Below are 18,693 nucleotides of genomic sequence, written 5' to 3'. Positions count from 1 at the left end.
CGTCCGGTGCGTCAGACCGCCTTCAGGCGGGGCGTGCGCGCCTTGGGGGCGGGGGCGGCGACGGCCTCACGGAGCGCGTCCTTCTTGTCCGTGCGCTCCCAGGTGAACTCCTTCTCGGAGCGGCCGAAGTGACCGTACGCGGCGGTCTTCTGGTAGATGGGCCGCAGCAGGTCCAGGTGCTCCGTGATTTCGCGCGGGCGCAGGCCGAACACCTGGCGCACGGCGCGGGCGATCTGCTCTTCCGGCACGGTGGACGTGCCGAAGGTCTCCACCATCACGCTGACAGGCTCCGCCACGCCGATGGCGTAGGACACCTGCACCTCGCAACGGCTGGCCAGGCCCGCCGCCACGACGTTCTTCGCGATGTAGCGGCCCATGTACGCGGCCGAGCGGTCCACCTTGGACGGGTCCTTGCCGCTGAACGCGCCGCCACCGTGACGGCCCATGCCGCCGTAGGTGTCGACGATGATCTTCCGGCCCGTGAGGCCCGAGTCGCCCATGGGGCCGCCGATGACGAAGCGGCCCGTGGGGTTGATGAAGAACTTGGTCTTGTTGTCGATGAGCTTCTTCGGCAGGACCTTCAGGATGACGTCCTCGCGGATGGCCTCCTGGATCTTCTTGTTGGAGACGTCATCCGAGTGCTGCGTGGACAGCACCACCGCGTCGATGCGCAGCGGCTTGCCGTCCTTGTACTCCACCGTGACCTGGCTCTTGCCGTCCGGGCGGATCCACGGGTGGTTCTTGCGGCGCACCTCCGCCAGGCGGCGGGTGAGCTGGTGCGCGTAGTGGATGGGCGCGGGCATCAGCTCCGGCGTCTCGTCGCACGCGAAGCCGAACATCATGCCCTGGTCGCCGGCGCCCTGGTCCTTCTTGTTGTCCACGCCCCGCGCGATGTCCTGGCTCTGGCCCTCGATGGCCACCATGACGCCGCACGTGTGGCCGTCATAGCCCATGGAGCTGTCGGTGTAGCCGATGCGCGTGATGGTCGAGCGGACGATCTTCGGGATGTCCACGTAACAATTCGTCGTCACCTCGCCCGCGACGATGGCGAGGCCCGTCTTCACGAGCGTCTCCACGGCGACGCGCGCCTGCGGATCCTTGGCGATGATGGCATCGAGCACACCGTCGGAGATCTGGTCGGCGATCTTGTCCGGGTGGCCCTCGGTGACGGATTCAGACGTGAACAGGAAGTCGGTAGGCATGTCTTCTCGGGCTTCGCGCTAATTCGGTGACGCAGCGCAGAGGGCGGACACTAAACGTGCGGTCCCAGCAGAGTCAAACCTGTCGCCACGGGGGTTTATTCAGCGCAAGCGCCCTTCGGGCAGGCGGACCTGACGCCCCAGGTGTGCCCGCCCGCCGGATGAATTTAATGGTTCGCGCGGCGTTCCCCTGGGCTACAGGACCCGCGCCCTTCTTCTGGAGGTCACCGACCCATATGAACGTGAACGCACGCATTCGCACCCTTCCCTTCCTGGTTGCCCTCACCTTCGCCGTGCCCGCGCTCGCCGCGCCCAAGGCTTCCGAAGCCATCACCAAGCCGGTGAAGACCGTGGTGCAGTCGGTGCGCTACGAGAAGGACCTCAAGGCCCTGGAGAACCTGGGCGGCGACCAGCAGGGCCTCTTCCTGCTGGGCGAAGAGTGGACCAAGGCCACGGACGCCCAGCGCAAGGAGTTCACCCAGCTCTTCCAGAGCCTGTTCGCGAAGATCGCCTTCCCCAAGGTGCGCGAGAACTTCAAGAACCTGGACTCCATCACCTACGACGAGCCGCAGGTGACCGGCGACAAGGCGCTCGTGGGCTCCACCATCTTCATCAACCACCCGCTGAAGAAGCAGGAGATGAAGCTCAAGTACGCCGTGGAGAAGGTGGGCTCCAATTGGAAGGTCGTGGACGTGTCCGTGCTGGGCGACTCCATGCTCACCGGCATCCGTGACGACCAGGTCCGCCCCCTCTTCAAGGAGGGTGGCTGGGACGGGCTGCTCGGCGCCATGCGTGCCAAGAACAACGAGCTGGGTTCGGTGAAGCTGAAGTAATCCAGCCGTCCGCCCCCCGGGCAGCCGGGCGACCCGGCCCTCGCCGCTCCTTCGGATTCCCGGGGGAGGCGCGGGCCGGGTAGGCTGGGGCGTTCCCCCTCCCCCGGAGCGCCTGGCGAATGAGTGTTTCGACCCCCGCCCCGCGGCTGCAGCTCCGGGGTGCCCCGTCCGACCGTGAGATGGACGCGTTCTGCGTCCAGTACGCGCCCCGGGCCCCCGGCCACCCCGCGGTAAGGGACCTGCTCCGGCTGCTGCTGGAGGTCCCCGGCGAGGGCCTGGAGCCGCGCCTGGAGTGGGTGGAGCGGTGGATCCACTGGATGCGCGACCGCATCCCCGCCCACGGCCTCACGGACGTGGACGACGGCGCGCTGTCCCCCGCGAACTCCCGGCTGTCCCTGCTGGTGCGCGTGCTGGAGGGGGAGAGCGCCCTGCGCGCGTCCGTCACCCGGCTGGTGGCGGGGGTGTGCGCGGGCAGCCGGGGCCTGAAGCTCTTCGCCCAGGTGGGCCTGAGCGCGGGCAACGGCTTCTTCTCCGAGCTGACGGACCGCTTCGTGCGCGGCGTGCTGCCCGCGCCGCCGGAGCCGGGCAAGCTGTCGGAGCTGCTCCTGCGCCTGTTCCCGGTGCCGGAGGACGCGGAGTGGCTGGGCGCGCTGTCCCCCATGCTGCTGGCGCGGCTGACGGCGCTGGTGGGCGAGCCGCCCCCACCGGAGCCCACCCCGTCCTCGCGCGTGCGCGGGGACCTGATGGACGCGCTGCTGCTGCTGGGCGTGCAGGTGGCGGGGCTGGGGCTGGCGGAGGACGTGCGCGACCGCACCCCGGACCTGGCCTTCCGCGCGTCCCCCTTCCTGCGGCTGCGGCTGGTGTCCGACGCGGTGCTGGCGCGCGACGGGGCCCAGGAGGCGCTGGCGGACCTGGCCCGCGCGGTGGAGGACTGCCGCGGCGTGGTGCGCACCGTCACCCGGCACCTGGAGGACTCCGGCGTCAGCGTGGACCTGGTGTACCGGCTGGAGCGCATCCAGCGCGGCCTGGACCGGATGGAGGCCATCGCGCGGGTGCTGGGCGCGCCCCGCGGCGAGCCCCGCTGGCGCGAGGCGCTGGCGCTCCTGTCGGACCTGCTGCGGCTGGCGCACTCGGACCGCTCCGTGCGCGCGCTGGTGCGGCGCAACTCGCGGCTGATGGCGCGGAAGATCATCGAGCGCACCGGCAACACCGGTGAGCACTACATCACCTCCACGCCCGCCGAGTTCCACCACATGGTGCACTCGGCCGCGGGCGGCGGGCTGCTCACCGCGTTCGCCGCCGCGATGAAGTTCGTCCTCACGGGCCTGCCGCTGGCCCCCTTCTTCGCGGGCCTCTTCGTCGCGCTCAACTACGCGGGCGCCTTCGTGGTGATGCAGTTGCTGGGCCTCACGCTGGCCACCAAGCAGCCGTCCATGACGGCCTCCACGCTGGCGGCGGCGGTGGGCGAGGACACCGGCCCGGACAGCCGCGCCCGGCGCATGGAGCGCCTGTCCGCGCTGGTGCCGCGCGTCACCCGCTCCCAACTGGCGGCCATCCTGGGCAACCTGGGCTGCGTGCTGCCCGTCGCGGTGGCGCTCGCGCTGGGCTTCCAGTCGCTCACGGGCCACACGTTCCTGTCGCAGGAGAAGGCCCGCCACGTCGTGGACACGCTCCACCCCTGGAAGAGCGCCACGCTGCTCTACGCCGCGCTCACCGGCGTGCTGCTGTGGGCGTCCAGCGTGGCCGCGGGCTGGTTCGAGAACTTCATCGTCTACCGCCGCCTGCCGGAGGCGCTGGCCCACCACCGGGTGCTGCGCGCGGTCTTCGGCGTGAACGGCGCGCGCAGGGTGGCGGACGCGCTCGAGCACCACGCCGCGGGCGTGGGCGGCAGCGTCACCCTGGGCGTGCTGCTCGCGGTGGCGCCGGGCGTGGGCGGCTTCTTCGGCGTCCCCCTGGACGTGCGGCACGTCACCTTCGCCTTCGGCTCGCTGGCCCTGGCCGGGTGCGCGCTGGGCCCCTCCGCCGTGCTGGAGCCGGGCTTCCTGGCGGCCGCCGCGGGGGTGCTCATCGTGGGCGTCGTCAACTTCGGCGTGTCCTTCGCGCTGGCCCTGGGCGTGGCCCTGCGCGCCCGCGACGTGCCGGTCCGCGAGGGCCCCCGCTTCCTGGGCGCCGTGTTCCTGCGCTTCCTGCGCAGCCCGCTCCCCTTCCTCCTGCCGCCCCGCGACGCGCCCGCCACGGGTGGGACCGAGGAGCAGGTCGTCCCCCTGGCGGCGCCCCCGGGGACCTGACGCGTCGAGGGGTTATTCCCGAGAGCCAAGAGGCCCTGTCTCGCGCGGAGGTAGGGCGGACAGGCATCCCGGGCTTTGCTTCCGGGCGGGGACGTTCGGCGGTAGGGTCCCGCGCCCATGAGCGGCAATCCTTCCTCCCATCCCCCGCCCCGCCTCGCCCTGGCCTACGCAGAGATGCTGGTCCGGCGCCCCGGCACCGTGATGACCGTGCTGTTGCTGCTGCTCGGCTTGGCGGTGTGGGGCACGTCGAAGCTGACCATCAACTCCAACCAGTTGGACCTCATCTCCCAGGACCTGCAGGAGGTGAAGGACGTCAAGCGGGTCATCGACATGGTGGGCGGCAGCGGCTTCTTCATGCTCACCTTCCGCGGTGACGACGAGGCCACGCTCAAGAAGGTCGCGGACGACGTGGCCGCGATGGTGGGCAAGGACAAGCAGAACGCGCGCTCCGTCACCTACAAGATTCCCGTCGAGTTCGTTCAGAACAACATGGTGTTGTTCGTGAAGACGGAGGACCTGGCCGAGGGCAAGCGCCGCATCATGGCGTTCCTCAAGGATCAGATCCGCCGCGCGAACCCCTTCTACATCGAGATCAAGAAGACGGAGCCGGTGAAGCTGGACCTGCAGGACCTGGTCGACAAGTACTCCAGCGTTGGCAACAAGAGCATCGCGGACGACTACTACATCTCCCAGGACCGCAAGCTGCTGCTGCTCCTCATCAAGCCGATGTGGGACACCAACCAGATTGGCCAGACGAAGCAGTACGTGGACAAGCTGCGCGGGGACCTGGAGCAGTACTCCAAGAGCAACGCCGCGGGCGTGCAGTTGGTGGAGGACTACTACAAGATGGGCGACAAGAAGACGGTCGCCTACGGCTTCACGGGCTCCTACAAGACGGCGGTGGACGACTCGTACGCCATCGAGGACTCGCTCCAGCCGGTCACCATCATCGCGCTCGTCGCCATCTTCGCCATCACCATCGCGTTCTTCCGCAAGTGGGCGCCCACGCTCATCGTGGTGAGCGGCACGGTGGCGGGCACGCTGTACACGCTGGGCTTCACCTACGCGACGCTGGGTGAGCTCAACATGATCACCTCCATCCTGGGCGGCATCCTGATGGGGTTCGGCATCGACTACGGCATCCACTTCATCTTCCGCACGCGCCTGGAGCTGGGCGCGGGCAAGCGCTACGACGTGGCCATCCGCGACGCGGTCATCAACGCGGGCCGCCCGGCGCTGGTGTCCGCGGTGGTGGTGGCGGGCTCCTTCTACGTGCTGATGGTGAGCGAGTTCAAAGGCTTCTCCCAGTTCGGCTTCCTGGCCGGCACGGGCACGCTGATGCTGGGCTTCACGCTGTTCTCCTGGTGCCCGGCGATGCTGGCGCTGGCCGGCCGGCGCGACCCGGAGCTGCCGCAGAAGCTCATCGGCATCATGAAGCCGCCGCCCGCGGTCAGCGCGACCGGCAAGGAGCTGCGCATCCCGCGCCCCGGCCTGGTGCTGGCGGTGGGCTGCGTGATTGTGGCGGTGGTGTGCGGCGCGGCCATCCCGTGGAAGAGCGGCGAGCCCCCGGCGGACGCGGGCTTCTTCGCGCGGCTGCCGTACGGCGTGCGCTTCAACTACAACACCCGCGCGCTGATGCCGGCGAACCAGCCGTCCGTGGTGCTGCAGGATGAAATCAACGCGCGCTTCAAGATCGCCAGCGACCCGCTCGCCGTCTACACCAAGGACCTGGCGGAGACGGAGGCCCTCTACAAGGAGCTGACGACCGACCCGAAGAAGCGCCCCGCCATCTCCCAGGTGATGAGCCTGTTCACCTTCGTGCCGCCGGAGGGCATCGCGCAGGCGAACACGAAGATCCTGGAGGAGTGGCAGGAGGAGCTGAAGGACATCGACGTGAAGGCGCTGCCGCCGGAGACGCAGGAGAAGGCGGCCCTGTTCTTCAAGATGCTGGAGGCGCGCCCCTTCGACGTGCACCACGTGCCGGAGATCTACGCCTCGCAGTTCCGGCACCTGCCCACGACGAGCCCGGAGAACCACGGCTACCTCACGTTCATCTACCCGAGCGTGGACCTGTGGGACGGCAAGCAGATGCTCCAGTTCGCGGACCAGACCAGCTCCATCAAGGGCATGGTGACGCCGGGCAAGTTCACGGACGCCGGCCCCTCCGGCCCGCCGGTGGAGAAGGAGTTCCGCGCCGCGGGCGCCACGCAGCTCTACGCGTCGCTGGCGCGCATGGTGCTCAAGGACGCGAAGCTCACGGTCATCCTCACCGCGCTGTGGATTCTCGTGATGCACTTCGCGGACTTCCGCAACGCGAAGCTGGCGCTGGCGTCCGTGATTCCGCTGACGGTGGGCCTGGCGATGATGATGGGCTTCATGGCGCTGTTCGACCTGCGCCTGAACTTCATGAACATCATCATCCTGCCCATCCTCCTGGGCTTCGGCGTGAGCCACGGCCTGTACCTCTTGCACCGCTTCCTGGAGGGCACGTCCCCGCTGGTGGCGCTGCGCAGCGTGGGCGCGGCGGTGGCGTCCTCCACGCTGACGGCGGTGGCGGGCTTCGCGGCGCTGCTGGTGGCCAGCCACAACGGCCTGCGCTCCATGGGCCTCGTGGCCTGCATCGGCCTCATCACCACGCTGCTGGTGTCCTTCACGGTGCTGGCGGCGGTGATGCAGCTCATGCACGACAAGCGCCAGAAGGACGCGGGACGTTCGCAAGAGGGCGGTTCCGCCTCCGGCGGTGACACGTCCTCCACACGCGCCGCCTGACAGCGCGGAGGAAGCGCTTAATATCCGCGCCGGACCTTTCGGCCCCGCCTTCCCTTGAGGGAAGCGCGGGGCCGTTCTTTTCTTCGGGAGCTTCAAGCCATGGGGACGTTCAAGCGGGTGGGCGCGGTGCTGGGCCTGATGGTGCTCACGGGTTGCGCGAGCACGGTGAAGAGCCAGCGGCTGCGTCCCGACTACGCGACGGTGGACCGGCTGCAGGTGAAGCGGCTGGCGGTGGTGACGCAGCCGTTCCCTCAAGGGCAGCAGTACATTGGCGACCTGTGGAGCCTCATCGCCCGGCAGTGGCTGAACCAGAACCGGGACTACATCGTGAAGGCCAACACGTCCCTCCCCGAGCGCCCCACGGACCCCACCTTCAAGGACCAGTGCGTGGAGGGCATCGAGGGCGTGCTCTGGCTGGACCCGGCGGTGAAGCGCGTGGGTGACGGCGCGGAGGTGGCGGTGCGCGCGCAGCTCATCCGCTGCCGCGACGGCCAGGAGGTGTGGGCCGCGGAGGCGGGCGGAAGCTGGGACTCCGAGGACAAGAAGTACGTGGAGCGCAAGGAGCAGTACGTGACGGAGCTGGGCCAGGAGGTGGAGCCCTACGTGGTGCCGTCCTACAAGCTGCTGGTGGCCACGCTGGACACGCTGCCCAGTCCCGAACTGAACGACGCGGACAAGGACGAGAAGATCGACCTGGGCGAGTAGCCTCGCGGTCCGGTGGAAACCCACGTCCTCATCGGAAGGCTGATGCTCGCGACGCTGCTGGGCGGCGTGCTGGGCGTGGAGCGCGAGGCGCGCAACCAGGCCGCGGGGCTGCGCACGCACACGCTGGTGGCGCTGGGGGCGTGCTGCTTCACGCTCTCCAGCGTGTACACGGAGGAGCTGCTCCGGATGGGAGCGGACCCCAGCGGCACGCGGGCGGACATCAGCCGCATCGCCAGCCAGATTGTGGTGGGCATCGGCTTCCTGGGCGCGGGCGTCATCCTGCGCCACGGGGAAGCGGTGCGGGGGCTCACCACGGCGGCGAACCTCTGGTTGACGGCGGCGGTGGGCCTGGCCTGCGGGCTGGGCCTCTACGTGGCGGCCGGCGTCACCGTGGCCCTGGCGCTCCTGTCGCTGGTGGTGCTGCGCCCCCTCTCCCGGCTGCTGTCACCCGAGGCAGGACGGCACGGAGGAGGCGGGCGACACGAGCAGCCGCCAGAGGGCAAGAACAGCGAGGACGGGCCCCCCACCGGTGAAGGGGAGTCCCGTCCCGAGTGACGCGAGCGGTGCGTGCGGACGCCCGCTACTCCATGGGCACCAGCGCGCCCGTCAGGTCGTGCGTGTAGACCACCGGCCGGTGCGGCGCGTGCGAGGCGTCTTCCATGTTGTGGCGCGCTTCATCGTCCAGGTCCAGCGCGCCCTCCGCCAGGATGGCGCCCGGGAGGCTGGCCAGGTCCCGGCGCAGGTAGACGTCGTCCCCGTCCAGGTCGTCGACCTCGGAGAAGCGCACCGGGTACTCCCGCTCGAAGATGCGCCCCTTGCCGATGGTGAAGCCGCGCGGATCCACCGCGACGATGCCGCCGAGCGCTTCTCCGTCCCGGTCCCGCACCACCATTCCCCGCTGAATGTCCGTTGGCTTGAACACGCTGCTGCCTCCTGCATCCGTGTCCGGCGAACGTGTGCACTCCGCCTGGAAACGGCGACCCCCTCCCCCCACGCATTCACGCGGGGGAGCAGGGCCTACACGGACTCAGGTTCAACATCACGCACCGGTGACAGCAGCGAGCCTTCCTGGCCGCCGCCGAAGCGCCGGTCCATCTCCGTGCGCACGAAGCGCTCGATCTCCTCCGCGGTCGTCAGCTCCATGGCGCCCTGGAGCATCTCCACCGCTTCGCTCCGGCTCACCCGGCGCATCAGCCGCTTCACCACCGGGATCTGCCCGGACGTCATGGACAGCTCGTCGAAGCCCAGCGCCAGGAGCACCAGGGTGAAGAGCGGGTCGCCCGCCATCTCGCCGCACATGGAGACGGGGATGTTCGCGGCCTTCGCCGCGTCCACGATGTTCTGGAGCATGCGCAGCACCGACAGGTGCAGCGGCCGGTAGAGGTACGCCACCTCGCGGTTCTGACGGTCGATGGCCAGCGAGTACTGGATGAGGTCGTTGGTGCCGACCGAGAAGAAGTCCGCCTCCTGCGCCAGCCGGTCCGCGATGGTCGCCGCGCTGGGCGTCTCCACCATGATGCCCACCGGGAAGCGCTTGCCCACCGGCACTCCCGCCCGCCCCAGCGCCGTGCGGCACGCCTCCAGCTCCGTGCGCGCCTCCCGCAGCTCGCTGACGCCGCAGATGAGCGGGAACATCAGCCGCAGGTTGCCGTGCACGCTCGCGCGCAGCAGGGCGCGCAACTGGACGCGGAACAGCTCCCGGTTGGACAGGCAGTAGCGGATGGCCCGCAGGCCCATGGCCGGGTTGGGCTCCTTCTCGTGCTTCGTCTTGCCCGGCACCTTGTCGCCGCCCAGGTCCAGCGTGCGGATGGTGACGGGGCGCCCGCCCATGGCCTCCAGCACCTGCTTGTAGGCGCGGTAGTGCTCCTCCTCCGTGGGCGCCGTCTTGCGGTCCAGGAACATGAACTCCGTGCGGTACAGGCCGATGCCCTCCGCGCCGTGCGCCAGCAGCGAGGGGATCTCCTCCAGGAACTCCATGTTGCCGTTGAGCCGGATGCGGAAGCCGTCCGTGCTCACCGAGGGCTGGTCCTTCGTGGCCAGCGCCAACTGCTCGCTCTCCAGGTAGCGGCGCTGCTCCTCGCGGAACAGCGCGAGCTGGTCCTCCGTGGGGTTCACCAGCACCACGCCGCGCGTGCCGTCCATGGCGACCAGGTCGCCCGGGGAGATCTGCTCGCTCGCGCGCCCCGCGCCCACCACCGCGGGCGTCTCCCGCGCGCGGGCGACGATGGCGGTGTGGCTCGTTTGTCCGCCCAGGTCGGTGACGAAGCCCGCCACGCGTCCGCTGCGAGCCATCATCGCGGCGTCCGCGGGCGGCAGGTCATGCGCGACGACAATGGCCTCCGCGGGCACCTCCACGTCCTCGTCCACCACCTGGCCCATCAGGTTGCGGATGATGCGGTCGGCCACGTAGTCCACGTCCGAGCGGCGCTCGCGGAAGTACTCGTCCGGGATGTTGTCGAAGAGGTGCTTGATCTTCCGGGCCGTGCGCCGCACCGCCCACTCCGCGTTGATGCGGTCCTCCACGATGAGGCGGTTGACCTCGTCCACGAGCATGGGGTCGTGGAGCATCAGCCGGTGCGCTTCCAGGATGAGGGCGTGGTCGCTGCCCTCCGTGCGCGTGATCTGGTCCTTCAACTCCGCGAGCTGGCGGTCGGACAGGTCGATGGCGGTCTTCATCCGCATCCGCTCGGGCTCCACCTCCGCGTCCGCCAGGCGCAGCTTGGGCGTGCGGATGCGCTTCCTGTCCAGGATGAAGGCATGGCCCACGGCGATGCCCGGGGAGGCGCCGATGCCCGTCAACCTGAGTGTAGGGGTGGCCTGGCTGCTCACGGTTCTCCTGACCTCACGGGGAGTCTAACGCCCCTTTGGACGCTCACTGCGCTTCGCCAAACCGGTCCTCGATGAGCTTTTTCAATTCGGACAAGCAGGCCTCGGCGTCCTCGCCCTTGCAGGTGAGGGTCACCTGGGTGCCCTGGGCCGCCGCGAGCATCAGCACGCCCATGATGGACTTGGCGTTGGCGCGCTGCCCGGAGGCCTTGATGAAGACCTCGCTCTTGAAGCGATTGGCCACCTTGACCATCTGCGCCGCGGCCCGGGCGTGCAGCCCCAGCGCGTTGATGATCTCGAAGGTTCCCTCGGCTTCACTGGCCATCGTGCGACTCCCGCTTCACTCGACTGTTCGTACTCACAGAAAGGCTCCCGCCGCGCAGGCCAATCCCGCCGCGACGTAGAGGACCACGTAGGTGGGGACGCGCCGGTTGACGAGCACGTACGCCAACACGCCCACCGCCAGGCACCCCACCGCCAGGAACGGCGCCCACGTCCCGCCCGCCGTCGCCCCGAAGCTCACCGCCAGCCACGCGGCCAGGCCGCCCGCGCTCGCCGCCGCCACGCCCCGGAGCCGCGCGCCCTTGGCGGGCAGGTTCACCCGCGCCACGGCCTCCACCAACCGGTCTCCCAGACTCAGGCCCAGCCAGTACAGCCGGATGCGCAAGAGCAGGTGCACCAGGTTGTACAGCACCAGGAAGAGCGCCACCGCCCAGACGCCCAACAGCGGCACCATGGCCGCGCACAGCCCGCCCACCGCGGGCTTGAGGGACAGCCAGAAGAACCCGTCCCCCAGCGCCGCGAGCGGCCCCATCAGCGCCGCCTTGAAGCCCACCACCCGGTCCGGCGTCTCCTCCCCCCGGGCAATCTTCTGTTCGTGGTTCACCACGCCGCCCACGATGGCCGCCGCCACGTAGGGGTGCGTGTTGAAGAAGACCAGGTGCCTGCGCACCGCCGCCTCGCGCTGCGGGCCCGGCGGGTACAGCTTCGCCAGCGCCGGGTACACCGCGTACGCGAGCCCCAGGTTCTGCATGCCCTTGGGGTTCCACGACGCCTGGAGGAAGAGCGAGCGCAGGAACACGCGCAGGAGCGTGCCCCGCGACAGCCGCACGGGCGGCGTGAAGGCCGGCGCGGCGGCGGGAACCGGAGGCGCGGGCGTGGGCGTGGGCGTCGAGCTCAAGGCCGCTGCTCCTGCAACTGCACCAGCACCACCGCCGCGGTGACGGCCGCCGCGGCCAGGCCCGCGTACAGGGGCGCGCGCTTCGCGTGGCTGGACTGCGCGGCGATGGCCGCCGCCACGGACGCCATGGCCGGGTACGCCCACGCCAGGCCGCGCACCATCCCGTGCGGCAGCGCCACCATCAGCGGCTCCAGGAAGTAGCCGGCCATGGCGCACGCGCCGGTGATGGCGCCGTAGGCCGCGAAGTGCGGCCACATGCCCCACAGGTTCTGCCGCATGGCGCGGTGGAGGTTGCCGGCCTCCGCGGACGCCAGCGCCACGCGCGCGAGCCGGGCGGAGTAGCCCTCCAGCAGCCGGTCCAGCCTGCGCCCCACCCGCCCCAGCCCGATGAAGAGCAGCACGGCGAGCGACCAGATGGCCGGCGTGGAGCCCGCGCCGGTGGCGGCGGTGAGGGTGGCCGCGGCGGCGGCGGTGCCGGTGGCCGCGAGCGTGTCGTTCTCCGGCAGGGAGGCGCCCAGGTTGGCGGTGCCCAGGTAGAACAGCTCCAGCAGCATGCCGACGGACAGGCCCCCGCCCACGTCGCCCAACAGGGCGCCCATGAACGTGGCGGCCACCAGGGGCCGGGACAGCATGGCCTGGAGGAACGCCTTGCGCTCCACGGCCACCAGGCCCCCCCAGAGACACGCGAGCGCCACCTGGGTCCAGCCGACGTTCACCGGCTCACCCGGCCTTCGACCAGCGCTCGGTCAGGTCCGGCAGGTCCACGGACTTCTCCGCGGGCACGGCGCGCGCCTCCACGCGCACGCCCTGCGCGGACAACTGCTGGAGGGCCTGCAGCTCCCCTTCCGCCAGGAAGACGGACGGCGACACCTGCCGCCTCCCGGTGCCGAAGTGCACGTTGCCCAGGTTGAGCTGGTCCATCACCAGCCCGTGCTGGAAGGCGAAGGGCACGGAGGCGACGTCCCTCAGGAGCACCAGCGTGCGCACGCCGTCCCTGGACAGGGCGGCGAAGTCCACCTGGGCCAGGGGGAGGATCTGCACCTCGATGGCGCTCTGCACGGCGAGCGCCATGGCGGCACGGATGAGGGGACTGGAGGCCGCCTCATCGTCCGCCACCACCACTCGGGACACCTTGAGGTGGGGGAGCCAGGCTTCGACCACCTGACCGTGGATGAGGCGGTTGTCGACGCGGACCAGGGTGATCACGACAGTCTCGAATCGCCGACCCGTACGGGTCCGTCAAGTTCGCGGCTGCTGCTGGGCCTCGCGAAGCAGGGCGGATGCACAGGTGATGTTGCGCTGGCCGTACGACGCCAGCTGGTTGGCCATGTCCGACAGGGCCATCTGCTCCGAACGGAGCGAGTTGGCCTTCAGCAGCATGGGCAGATTGACGCCGGCCAGGACTTCCAGATTCATCCGCTGACACATCATCAGCGATTCCTTACAGGGGGTCCCTCCGAAGAGGTCGGCCATGATGATGACGCCGTCCCCTTCATCCACGGCCTTCACCGCCTGCTTCATCTTGGCGCGGAGGTCCTCGACGGGAGCCCCCGGCTCGATGTTGCAGGTGGCCACGGCGGGCAGCTTGCCCACGATCTGTTCAGCGGTAGAGACAAGCTCATCCGCGAGACGCCCGTGCGATGCGATGACGAGGCCGACCATTGATCACCCCTGAGCCACTTCCCGGGAGATTTGCGTCCTACGCCCATCAACGACCGGACGCAACTCCGGCGAAGTTTTCCGCCTGCACCTGGGAACCGCTGCCCCAACCACTTCGCTTCGAAGGTAAGGCGACTGCGCCCACCATGCCTGGAATTTCAGGTCCGGGGAAGGGACACGGTGTCGTCTGCCGGACGGGGAGCCGGGCGCGGTCTCCCCACGCTAGAGGAGATGCGCGGTGTGGCCCCGCGGTGCGTGCCCCGCGGGACGAGGCCGGTGTCCCCGCTCGGTGGGTAGGGAGCCGGCCGTGCCATCGCGCGGGAGCGGCGGTATCACCTGGGAATCCCAGGAGGGCCCGCGAGGTCCAACGGTACTCGGGGCGCGCCGGGTTCTGGGGACCCGTTACATCGGGTGCGGTGTCTCAGTGGACGACCAGGCGAGCCCTCTGCTCGGCGGGCCGGATGCGCGCGGTGGCGCCGGCGCCGAAGGTGAGGAAGTCCTCCTCCATGCCGTCGCTGAAGATGACGCCGCCCTGGGGCATGCGGGACTCGAGCACCAGCTCCTGCTCCGCGGTGACGAAGCCGCCGACGAGGTCCGCGCCGGAGTGACGGCTGACGAAGGGCTCGCGCACGACGAAGGCGAGCCGCGCGTCCTCCCAGCCGAGCGTCCAGGGCTTCCCCGGCGTGCCGCCCGTGCAGCGGGTGAGGCCCCGCGCGAGCGCGAACACGGAGGACAGCCACCCGCTGGAGCCCGCGCCCGTGGACACGAGCACGCCGCTGGAGGACTGCGACTCCTCCTTCCCGCCGTGGCGGAGCTGGTAGCGGGCGGACACGTGCGTGCGCGCGCCGATGAACAGGTCGTTGAAGGCGAGCAGCCGCTGGCCGTCCTGCAGCCGCGCCTCCGCGAGCTGCACCTCGCGCAGCCTCGCGCGGCCCTCCAGGGTGCGCTGCACGGCGGCCCGGGCGTCGCGCGGGAGGAAGGGCAGCAGCACGCCGTCGAAGCGGTCCGGATCCGGGTTCACGCCCACGAGCGGCTGACTGCCCACGTACTTGGCCACGTTGGCGACGAGCCCGTCCTGCCCCACCGCCACCACCACCTCCTTGCCGGTGAAGAGGAAGGTGGGCACGAGCGAGCGGTCCACCTGCTGCACCGGCAGCCCCACATCCAGACGCGAGCGCAGGCCGTCCACCGCGCGGCGGTAGGCGTCGTCCTCCGCCTCGAAGCCGTGGAAGTCCTGGCCGTTGTGCTCCACGTAGAACTTCGCCTGCTTCTTCGTGTTGAAGCGGACCACCAGGTCCGCCAGCCGCGTCTTGCGCGTGACGAGGACGACCTTCTCGAACATGGCGTGACTCCTTCCGGGGCCTTCAGCGGTCGAAGTGCTGCACGTCCGCGCGGCCGGGCTTGTTCGGCTTGGGGCCCGAGCGGGGTCCCGGGTTCGGGCCCACGTCCGAGGGCAGGAGCGAGCGCAGCAGGTCCGGCGACACGTTGAGCTCGCCGATGCGCTCCGCGTTCTCGCCCATCTCGCGGAAGGCCAGGGCGATGTGGAGCGCGGGGTCGCCGCCGTTGGCGGACGTGGCCAGCAGCGTCTTCCAATCCACGTTCTTCACCGGCTCCAGCGTCTTCTCCAGGGTGTACGCGCGCGCGTCCGCGGACTGGCGCTCGTTCTGGGCCCAGCGCTCCATGAGGGCGGCGCGCTGCTCCTCCACCGCGATGTCCGCGGCCATCTTCGCCTCGCGAATCTGGCGCTGGCGCTCCTCCACCACCAGCTCCGTGGCCAGCTCGCTCTCCTTGATGCGGCGCTCCTGCTCCACGGCCGCGTTGCGGCGGGCGTAGATGGCCTCGTCCGCTTCACGCTGGAGGGCTTCGCGCGCGGCGGCCTCCAGGGCTCGCGCCATCTCCGGCGTGGGCTGGATGGAGAGCACGGAGAAGGCCATCACGTGCACGCCCAGCGACTTCACGGACTCCGCCTCCGCCAGCGCCGCGAGCACCCGGGCCTCCAGCAGGTCGGACTGCACCAGCACCTCGCGCAGGCTCAGGGACTGCACCACCGCGCGGGCGCGCACCTGCGCGGCCTGCACCAGCCGGTCCGCCAGCTTCTCCGGGTCGTCCGAGCGGTGACGTCCTCCCGGGGTGAGCGAGTAGTCCAGCAGCCCCGCCAGCCGGCGCGGGTCCTCTACCCGGTACGTCAGTTGCCCTTGAATCGTCACCGGCTGGAAGTCGAGGGTGACCTCGTTGAAGGCGAACGGGACGTCCGCGCTGGACAGGGGCACCGCCACCAGCGTCGTCGCCGGCTTCCAATAGAGGAACGACAGGCCCGCGCCCTCCCGGACCACCTCGCCGTCCCGGTACTGCATCACGTACGTGGTCGGCGTTGACTTCATGTATCCGATGAACATCCGCGAATCCCCCTCGCCCGCCGTGGCGGTTTGTGTAACTTCGACACCATCTTAGTGTCCCTCATACACATTCGCAACAAGGTGTGCGGGAAAGCGGTGTAGGTGGCGTGGATGCCGGTGGACGGGGTGGGCTTGGGCGTCCTTGAATCGGGGGCATGACGCGCAAGCTCGGGGAGCAGTTGATCCTGGATGGAGTGCTGACGCCGGAGGTGTTGTCCCGGGCGCTCGCGCGGCAGAAGGAGACGGGGCTGAAGCTGGGCGAGTGCCTGGTGCGGCTGGGCGTGGACGAGACGCCGGTGTTGCGGCTGCTGGCGCAGGAGCTGAAGACGCGCTTCGTGTCCACGGAGAAGCTGGCGCAGGCGAAGGTGGACCCGGGCCTGCTGGAGCGGGTGCCGGTGCGGCTGGCGGAGGGCTTCGACTTCATGCCGCTGCGGCTGGCGCAGGACGCGCTGTACGTGGCCATCTCCGAGCCGCAGCGGCAGCGGGCGTTGGAGGAGATAGCGAAGACGGTGGGCGTGGCGCAGGTGCTGCCGTTCGTGGCGGTGCGCAGGTCCATCCGCGCGGCCATCCGCAAGCACTACTACGCGGACGCGCACGCCTTTGAGCACCCGCCGGAGGACCTGGCGTGTCCGCACTGTGGCGCGTCGTGCAAGCCGGGGGACTTCCAGTGCGCGCGCTGTGAATTGCTGCTCGTGAGGAGCGTGGAGGACCTGCCGCCGAGGGACAACGTGTCGCTGGTGCGCGCGCTGCTCACGAAGCCGGAGCAGACGGGAGCGCGCGGCGTGCCGCGTCCGCCCCAGCAGGAGGCGACGCGGGTGGTGACGTTCCAAGCGCAGGCGAAGGCGAAGGGGCCTCCGGTGCGGCCGGTCATCGTGGCGGGGCTGGACCTGGTGAACCGGCCGCTGAGCCCGTTCGAGGCGTACGTGCTGTCGTTCGTGGACGGGCGCACGGCGCTGTCGGACATGGCGATGATCACCCAGGTGACGGAGCTGGAGCTGCGCGCGGTGTTCGAGTCGCTGTCGGAGCGCGGCGTGACGAAGCTGGTGGGCACGCTGGCATCGGCGGAGGTGGCGTTCTCCGGAGATGGGACGCCGGTGTTCGGGCGGGGTGAGCCGAAGACCGCGCCGCCGGCTCCGGCCGCGAAGGTGGCGGCTGCCCCTGCGGCTCCAGCAGCCCGTGCCCAGGCTCCGCGGCAGGCGCCGATGCCTTCTCCCGTGGCTCCAGCGGCCCGGAAGGAGGACGCGCAGGAGGAGGTGCTCCAGCGCGTGGTGCGGCTGGAGCAGGCGGGGAAGATGGCGGAGGCGCTGGACCTGCTGGAGCGGAGCATCGGGCTCCTGCAAAAGCCCGCGCCGCTCTACAACCGCATGGGGATGATCCTCCTGAACCACCAGCGTGACTACGAACGTGCCAGTGCGTTCTTCCAGAAGGCCTCCGACCTGGAGCCGGAGAACAGCGTCTACACGATGAACCTGTACTCCGTGCTGGCGCTCACCGCTGAAGCCACGAACGCGGGACAGAAGAAGCCCCGGCGCTGAAGAGGTGCCCATGCCCTCCCCTTCCGAGTCGTACCTGCTGGACTTCCATGCGCGCCTCGCCGGAGTGACCTCGCGGTGGTTCGCTTCCGCTCCGGTCGAGGTCGAGGGTGGGACGGCGCCTTCGAGCTATGCGCTGCTGGAGGCGGTCGTGCCTCACGATGCGCGCCCCCTGACGCTGCTCGACCTGGCTTGTGGGGATGGATACCTCCTGGAGCTGCTTGCCCGGAGGAAGCAGCCAGGGCTGTCTCTGCTGGGGCTCGACATGAGCGAGCACGAGCTTGCTGCGGCACGGGCGCGGTTGAATGGGGCAGCGACGTTGTTCCAGGGACGGGCGCAGTCGCTTCCGTTCGGGGATGCCAGTGTCGACGTCGTGCTGAGCCACCTGGCGCTCATGCTGATGGACGACGTGGAGACCGTGCTCGCGGAGCTTCGGCGTGTGCTGAAGCCGGGCGGACGGGTGTCCATCGTCGTCGGGGGAGACCTGGTGCCGGGCAGTGCGCTGGAGGTGTTCGCCGGGCTCATGAAGAACGCCGCGGCGGTTCCTCCCACGCGGCTGGGCGATGCGAAGGTCCGTTCCAGCGATGGGTTGCGAGCACTCTTCGCCGAGGGCTTCGTGGACGTCACGGTGCGGTCCCTCTCCGTGCAGGGGGATGGGCCCCCTCAGGAGGTCTGGGAGTCGCTGCTCACGACGTATGACGCGGACCGCTTGTCTCCGGCGGCACAGGCGTCACTCAAGGCCTCGTTCCTCCACGCCGTGGAACCGCTGCGACGCTCGGATGGCAGCGTTCCGTTGCGGTGGGGCATGCGGCAACTGATGGCGACACGGGAGGTCCTCGCGACATGACGCTTTCCAAGAAGGGCACTCGCCGGGTTCTCTTCGGTGAGACCCATTACGATTGGCGCATCCGGAAAACGCCCACGTATGCCCAAGGCGTCGCCCACTCGCCCATGCTCCTGGCGGTCCAGGCCAGCGAAGAAGTCCCGCGGAGCGTGCTCGTCGTCGACCTTGGCATCAGCCGGCCGGACAACTGGATGGCCCCGCATCAGACCGGCGTTACTCCGGGCATCGTTCGCGACGTCATCCGGCGGGCACTCGCGGCGGGGTGGAGTCCCCTGGGTGCGGGGCCTCCATTCCACTTCCGGTACGCCGTAGAGAAGGAGACCATCGGGATCCTCTTCCCAGAGCCCAAGCCCAAGCAGACCGCGCCCCAGCGCCTCAGGAAGACGAGGGTGATGCGCAAGCTGAACAAGCCTGTCAGCCGCGACTCCAGGCGTCCGGCATCACGCTGAATCGAAATCCTCA

18 protein-coding genes are annotated in these 18,693 nt (G+C 69.9%); 8 read left to right on the top strand and 10 right to left on the bottom strand.

The window, feature by feature from the left end:
• Positions 1 to 11: 11 nt before the first annotated feature.
• Positions 12 to 1,202 (bottom strand): methionine adenosyltransferase, encoded by a 1,191-nt coding sequence (metK, locus tag K8612_RS30275; protein ID WP_223743919.1) that lies wholly within the window; start codon positions 1,200 to 1,202, stop codon positions 12 to 14.
• Between the two features lie 239 nt (positions 1,203 to 1,441).
• Between metK and K8612_RS30270 the strand changes: the two genes are divergently transcribed.
• The 5 genes from K8612_RS30270 to K8612_RS30250 all read left to right on the top strand — a co-directional run bounded on the left by K8612_RS30270 (position 1,442) and on the right by K8612_RS30250 (position 8,349).
• Complete coding sequence (locus tag K8612_RS30270) at positions 1,442 to 2,032, top strand: ABC transporter substrate-binding protein (protein WP_223764845.1); 591 nt, start codon at positions 1,442 to 1,444, stop codon at positions 2,030 to 2,032.
• Between the two features lie 119 nt (positions 2,033 to 2,151).
• Positions 2,152 to 4,320, top strand: a complete 2,169-nt coding sequence (locus K8612_RS30265; protein ID WP_223743921.1) for a site-specific recombinase — start codon at positions 2,152 to 2,154, stop codon at positions 4,318 to 4,320.
• A gap of 117 nt (positions 4,321 to 4,437) precedes the next feature.
• Entirely contained in the window at positions 4,438 to 7,089 is a 2,652-nt protein-coding gene (locus tag K8612_RS30260; protein WP_223764814.1) for an RND family transporter, read from the top strand.
• Positions 7,090 to 7,188: 99 nt separating this feature from the next.
• Entirely contained in the window at positions 7,189 to 7,794 is a 606-nt protein-coding gene (locus K8612_RS30255) for an MXAN_6521/LA_1396 family lipoprotein (RefSeq protein ID WP_223764813.1), read from the top strand.
• A 12-nt stretch (positions 7,795 to 7,806) separates the two neighbouring features.
• The gene (locus K8612_RS30250; protein WP_223764812.1) at positions 7,807 to 8,349 is read left to right on the top strand and encodes an MgtC/SapB family protein; all 543 of its coding nucleotides are present in this window, start codon (positions 7,807 to 7,809) and stop codon (positions 8,347 to 8,349) included.
• A 25-nt stretch (positions 8,350 to 8,374) separates the two neighbouring features.
• Here the strand turns inward: K8612_RS30250 and K8612_RS30245 are convergent, their stop codons facing one another.
• The 9 genes from K8612_RS30245 to K8612_RS30205 form a co-directional block, all read right to left on the bottom strand.
• Complete coding sequence (locus K8612_RS30245; RefSeq protein WP_223743925.1) at positions 8,375 to 8,716, bottom strand: hypothetical protein; 342 nt, start codon at positions 8,714 to 8,716, stop codon at positions 8,375 to 8,377.
• Between the two features lie 95 nt (positions 8,717 to 8,811).
• Positions 8,812 to 10,623, bottom strand: coding sequence for a phosphoenolpyruvate--protein phosphotransferase (gene ptsP, locus K8612_RS30240; protein ID WP_223764811.1), 1,812 nt, complete (start codon positions 10,621 to 10,623; stop codon positions 8,812 to 8,814).
• 43 nt (positions 10,624 to 10,666) lie between these two features.
• Positions 10,667 to 10,945, bottom strand: coding sequence for an HPr family phosphocarrier protein (locus K8612_RS30235; RefSeq protein WP_120561227.1), 279 nt, complete (start codon positions 10,943 to 10,945; stop codon positions 10,667 to 10,669).
• Positions 10,946 to 10,978: 33 nt separating this feature from the next.
• Positions 10,979 to 11,731 (bottom strand): PTS system mannose/fructose/sorbose family transporter subunit IID, encoded by a 753-nt coding sequence (locus K8612_RS30230; protein WP_370639999.1) that lies wholly within the window; start codon positions 11,729 to 11,731, stop codon positions 10,979 to 10,981.
• Between the two features lie 65 nt (positions 11,732 to 11,796).
• Positions 11,797 to 12,516, bottom strand: a complete 720-nt coding sequence (locus K8612_RS30225) for a PTS sugar transporter subunit IIC (protein WP_223743928.1) — start codon at positions 12,514 to 12,516, stop codon at positions 11,797 to 11,799.
• Positions 12,517 to 12,520: 4 nt separating this feature from the next.
• The gene (locus K8612_RS30220) at positions 12,521 to 13,006 is read right to left on the bottom strand and encodes a PTS sugar transporter subunit IIB (protein ID WP_223743929.1); all 486 of its coding nucleotides are present in this window, start codon (positions 13,004 to 13,006) and stop codon (positions 12,521 to 12,523) included.
• Between the two features lie 33 nt (positions 13,007 to 13,039).
• Positions 13,040 to 13,462, bottom strand: coding sequence for a PTS sugar transporter subunit IIA (locus K8612_RS30215; protein WP_014399911.1), 423 nt, complete (start codon positions 13,460 to 13,462; stop codon positions 13,040 to 13,042).
• Positions 13,463 to 13,880: 418 nt separating this feature from the next.
• Positions 13,881 to 14,801 (bottom strand): NAD+ kinase, encoded by a 921-nt coding sequence (locus K8612_RS30210; RefSeq protein ID WP_223764810.1) that lies wholly within the window; start codon positions 14,799 to 14,801, stop codon positions 13,881 to 13,883.
• A gap of 22 nt (positions 14,802 to 14,823) precedes the next feature.
• Positions 14,824 to 15,855 carry an SPFH domain-containing protein gene (locus tag K8612_RS30205; RefSeq protein ID WP_306799747.1) on the bottom strand — a complete coding sequence of 344 codons (1,032 nt, stop codon included), beginning with the start codon at positions 15,853 to 15,855 and terminating at the stop codon, positions 14,824 to 14,826.
• A gap of 155 nt (positions 15,856 to 16,010) precedes the next feature.
• Here K8612_RS30205 and K8612_RS30200 point away from each other — a divergent pair, with 155 nt between their 5' ends.
• The 3 genes from K8612_RS30200 to K8612_RS30190 are packed head-to-tail and all read left to right on the top strand — an operon-like array spanning position 16,011 to position 18,680.
• A complete protein-coding gene (locus K8612_RS30200) occupies positions 16,011 to 17,390 on the top strand; it encodes a general secretion pathway protein GspE (protein ID WP_223764808.1) in 1,380 nt (459 codons plus the stop codon).
• Between the two features lie 10 nt (positions 17,391 to 17,400).
• A complete protein-coding gene (locus K8612_RS30195) occupies positions 17,401 to 18,234 on the top strand; it encodes a class I SAM-dependent methyltransferase (protein ID WP_223764807.1) in 834 nt (277 codons plus the stop codon).
• Positions 18,231 to 18,680, top strand: a complete 450-nt coding sequence (locus tag K8612_RS30190; RefSeq protein ID WP_223764806.1) for a hypothetical protein — start codon at positions 18,231 to 18,233, stop codon at positions 18,678 to 18,680. Before K8612_RS30195 ends, K8612_RS30190 begins: the two co-directional genes overlap by 4 nt.
• The last annotated feature ends 13 nt before the right edge of the window (positions 18,681 to 18,693 follow it).

The organism is Corallococcus sp. AS-1-6, assembly GCF_020037015.1.
Classification (GTDB): domain Bacteria; phylum Myxococcota; class Myxococcia; order Myxococcales; family Myxococcaceae; genus Corallococcus.
Note: the sequence above shows the minus strand (reverse complement) of the source record. Positions and strands in the feature narration are given on the sequence as shown.

Coding starts and splice junctions, on each gene's coding strand:
- K8612_RS30205 (WP_306799747.1), bottom strand. CDS start 15,855: ATGTTCATCGGATACATGAAGTCAACGCCGACCACGTACGTGATGCAG.
- K8612_RS30260 (WP_223764814.1), top strand. CDS start 4,438: ATGAGCGGCAATCCTTCCTCCCATCCCCCGCCCCGCCTCGCCCTGGCC.
- K8612_RS30190 (WP_223764806.1), top strand. CDS start 18,231: ATGACGCTTTCCAAGAAGGGCACTCGCCGGGTTCTCTTCGGTGAGACC.
- K8612_RS30195 (WP_223764807.1), top strand. CDS start 17,401: ATGCCCTCCCCTTCCGAGTCGTACCTGCTGGACTTCCATGCGCGCCTC.
- K8612_RS30235 (WP_120561227.1), bottom strand. CDS start 10,945: ATGGCCAGTGAAGCCGAGGGAACCTTCGAGATCATCAACGCGCTGGGG.
- K8612_RS30265 (WP_223743921.1), top strand. CDS start 2,152: ATGAGTGTTTCGACCCCCGCCCCGCGGCTGCAGCTCCGGGGTGCCCCG.
- K8612_RS30215 (WP_014399911.1), bottom strand. CDS start 13,462: ATGGTCGGCCTCGTCATCGCATCGCACGGGCGTCTCGCGGATGAGCTT.
- K8612_RS30210 (WP_223764810.1), bottom strand. CDS start 14,801: ATGTTCGAGAAGGTCGTCCTCGTCACGCGCAAGACGCGGCTGGCGGAC.
- K8612_RS30255 (WP_223764813.1), top strand. CDS start 7,189: ATGGGGACGTTCAAGCGGGTGGGCGCGGTGCTGGGCCTGATGGTGCTC.
- K8612_RS30200 (WP_223764808.1), top strand. CDS start 16,011: ATGACGCGCAAGCTCGGGGAGCAGTTGATCCTGGATGGAGTGCTGACG.
- metK (WP_223743919.1), bottom strand. CDS start 1,202: ATGCCTACCGACTTCCTGTTCACGTCTGAATCCGTCACCGAGGGCCAC.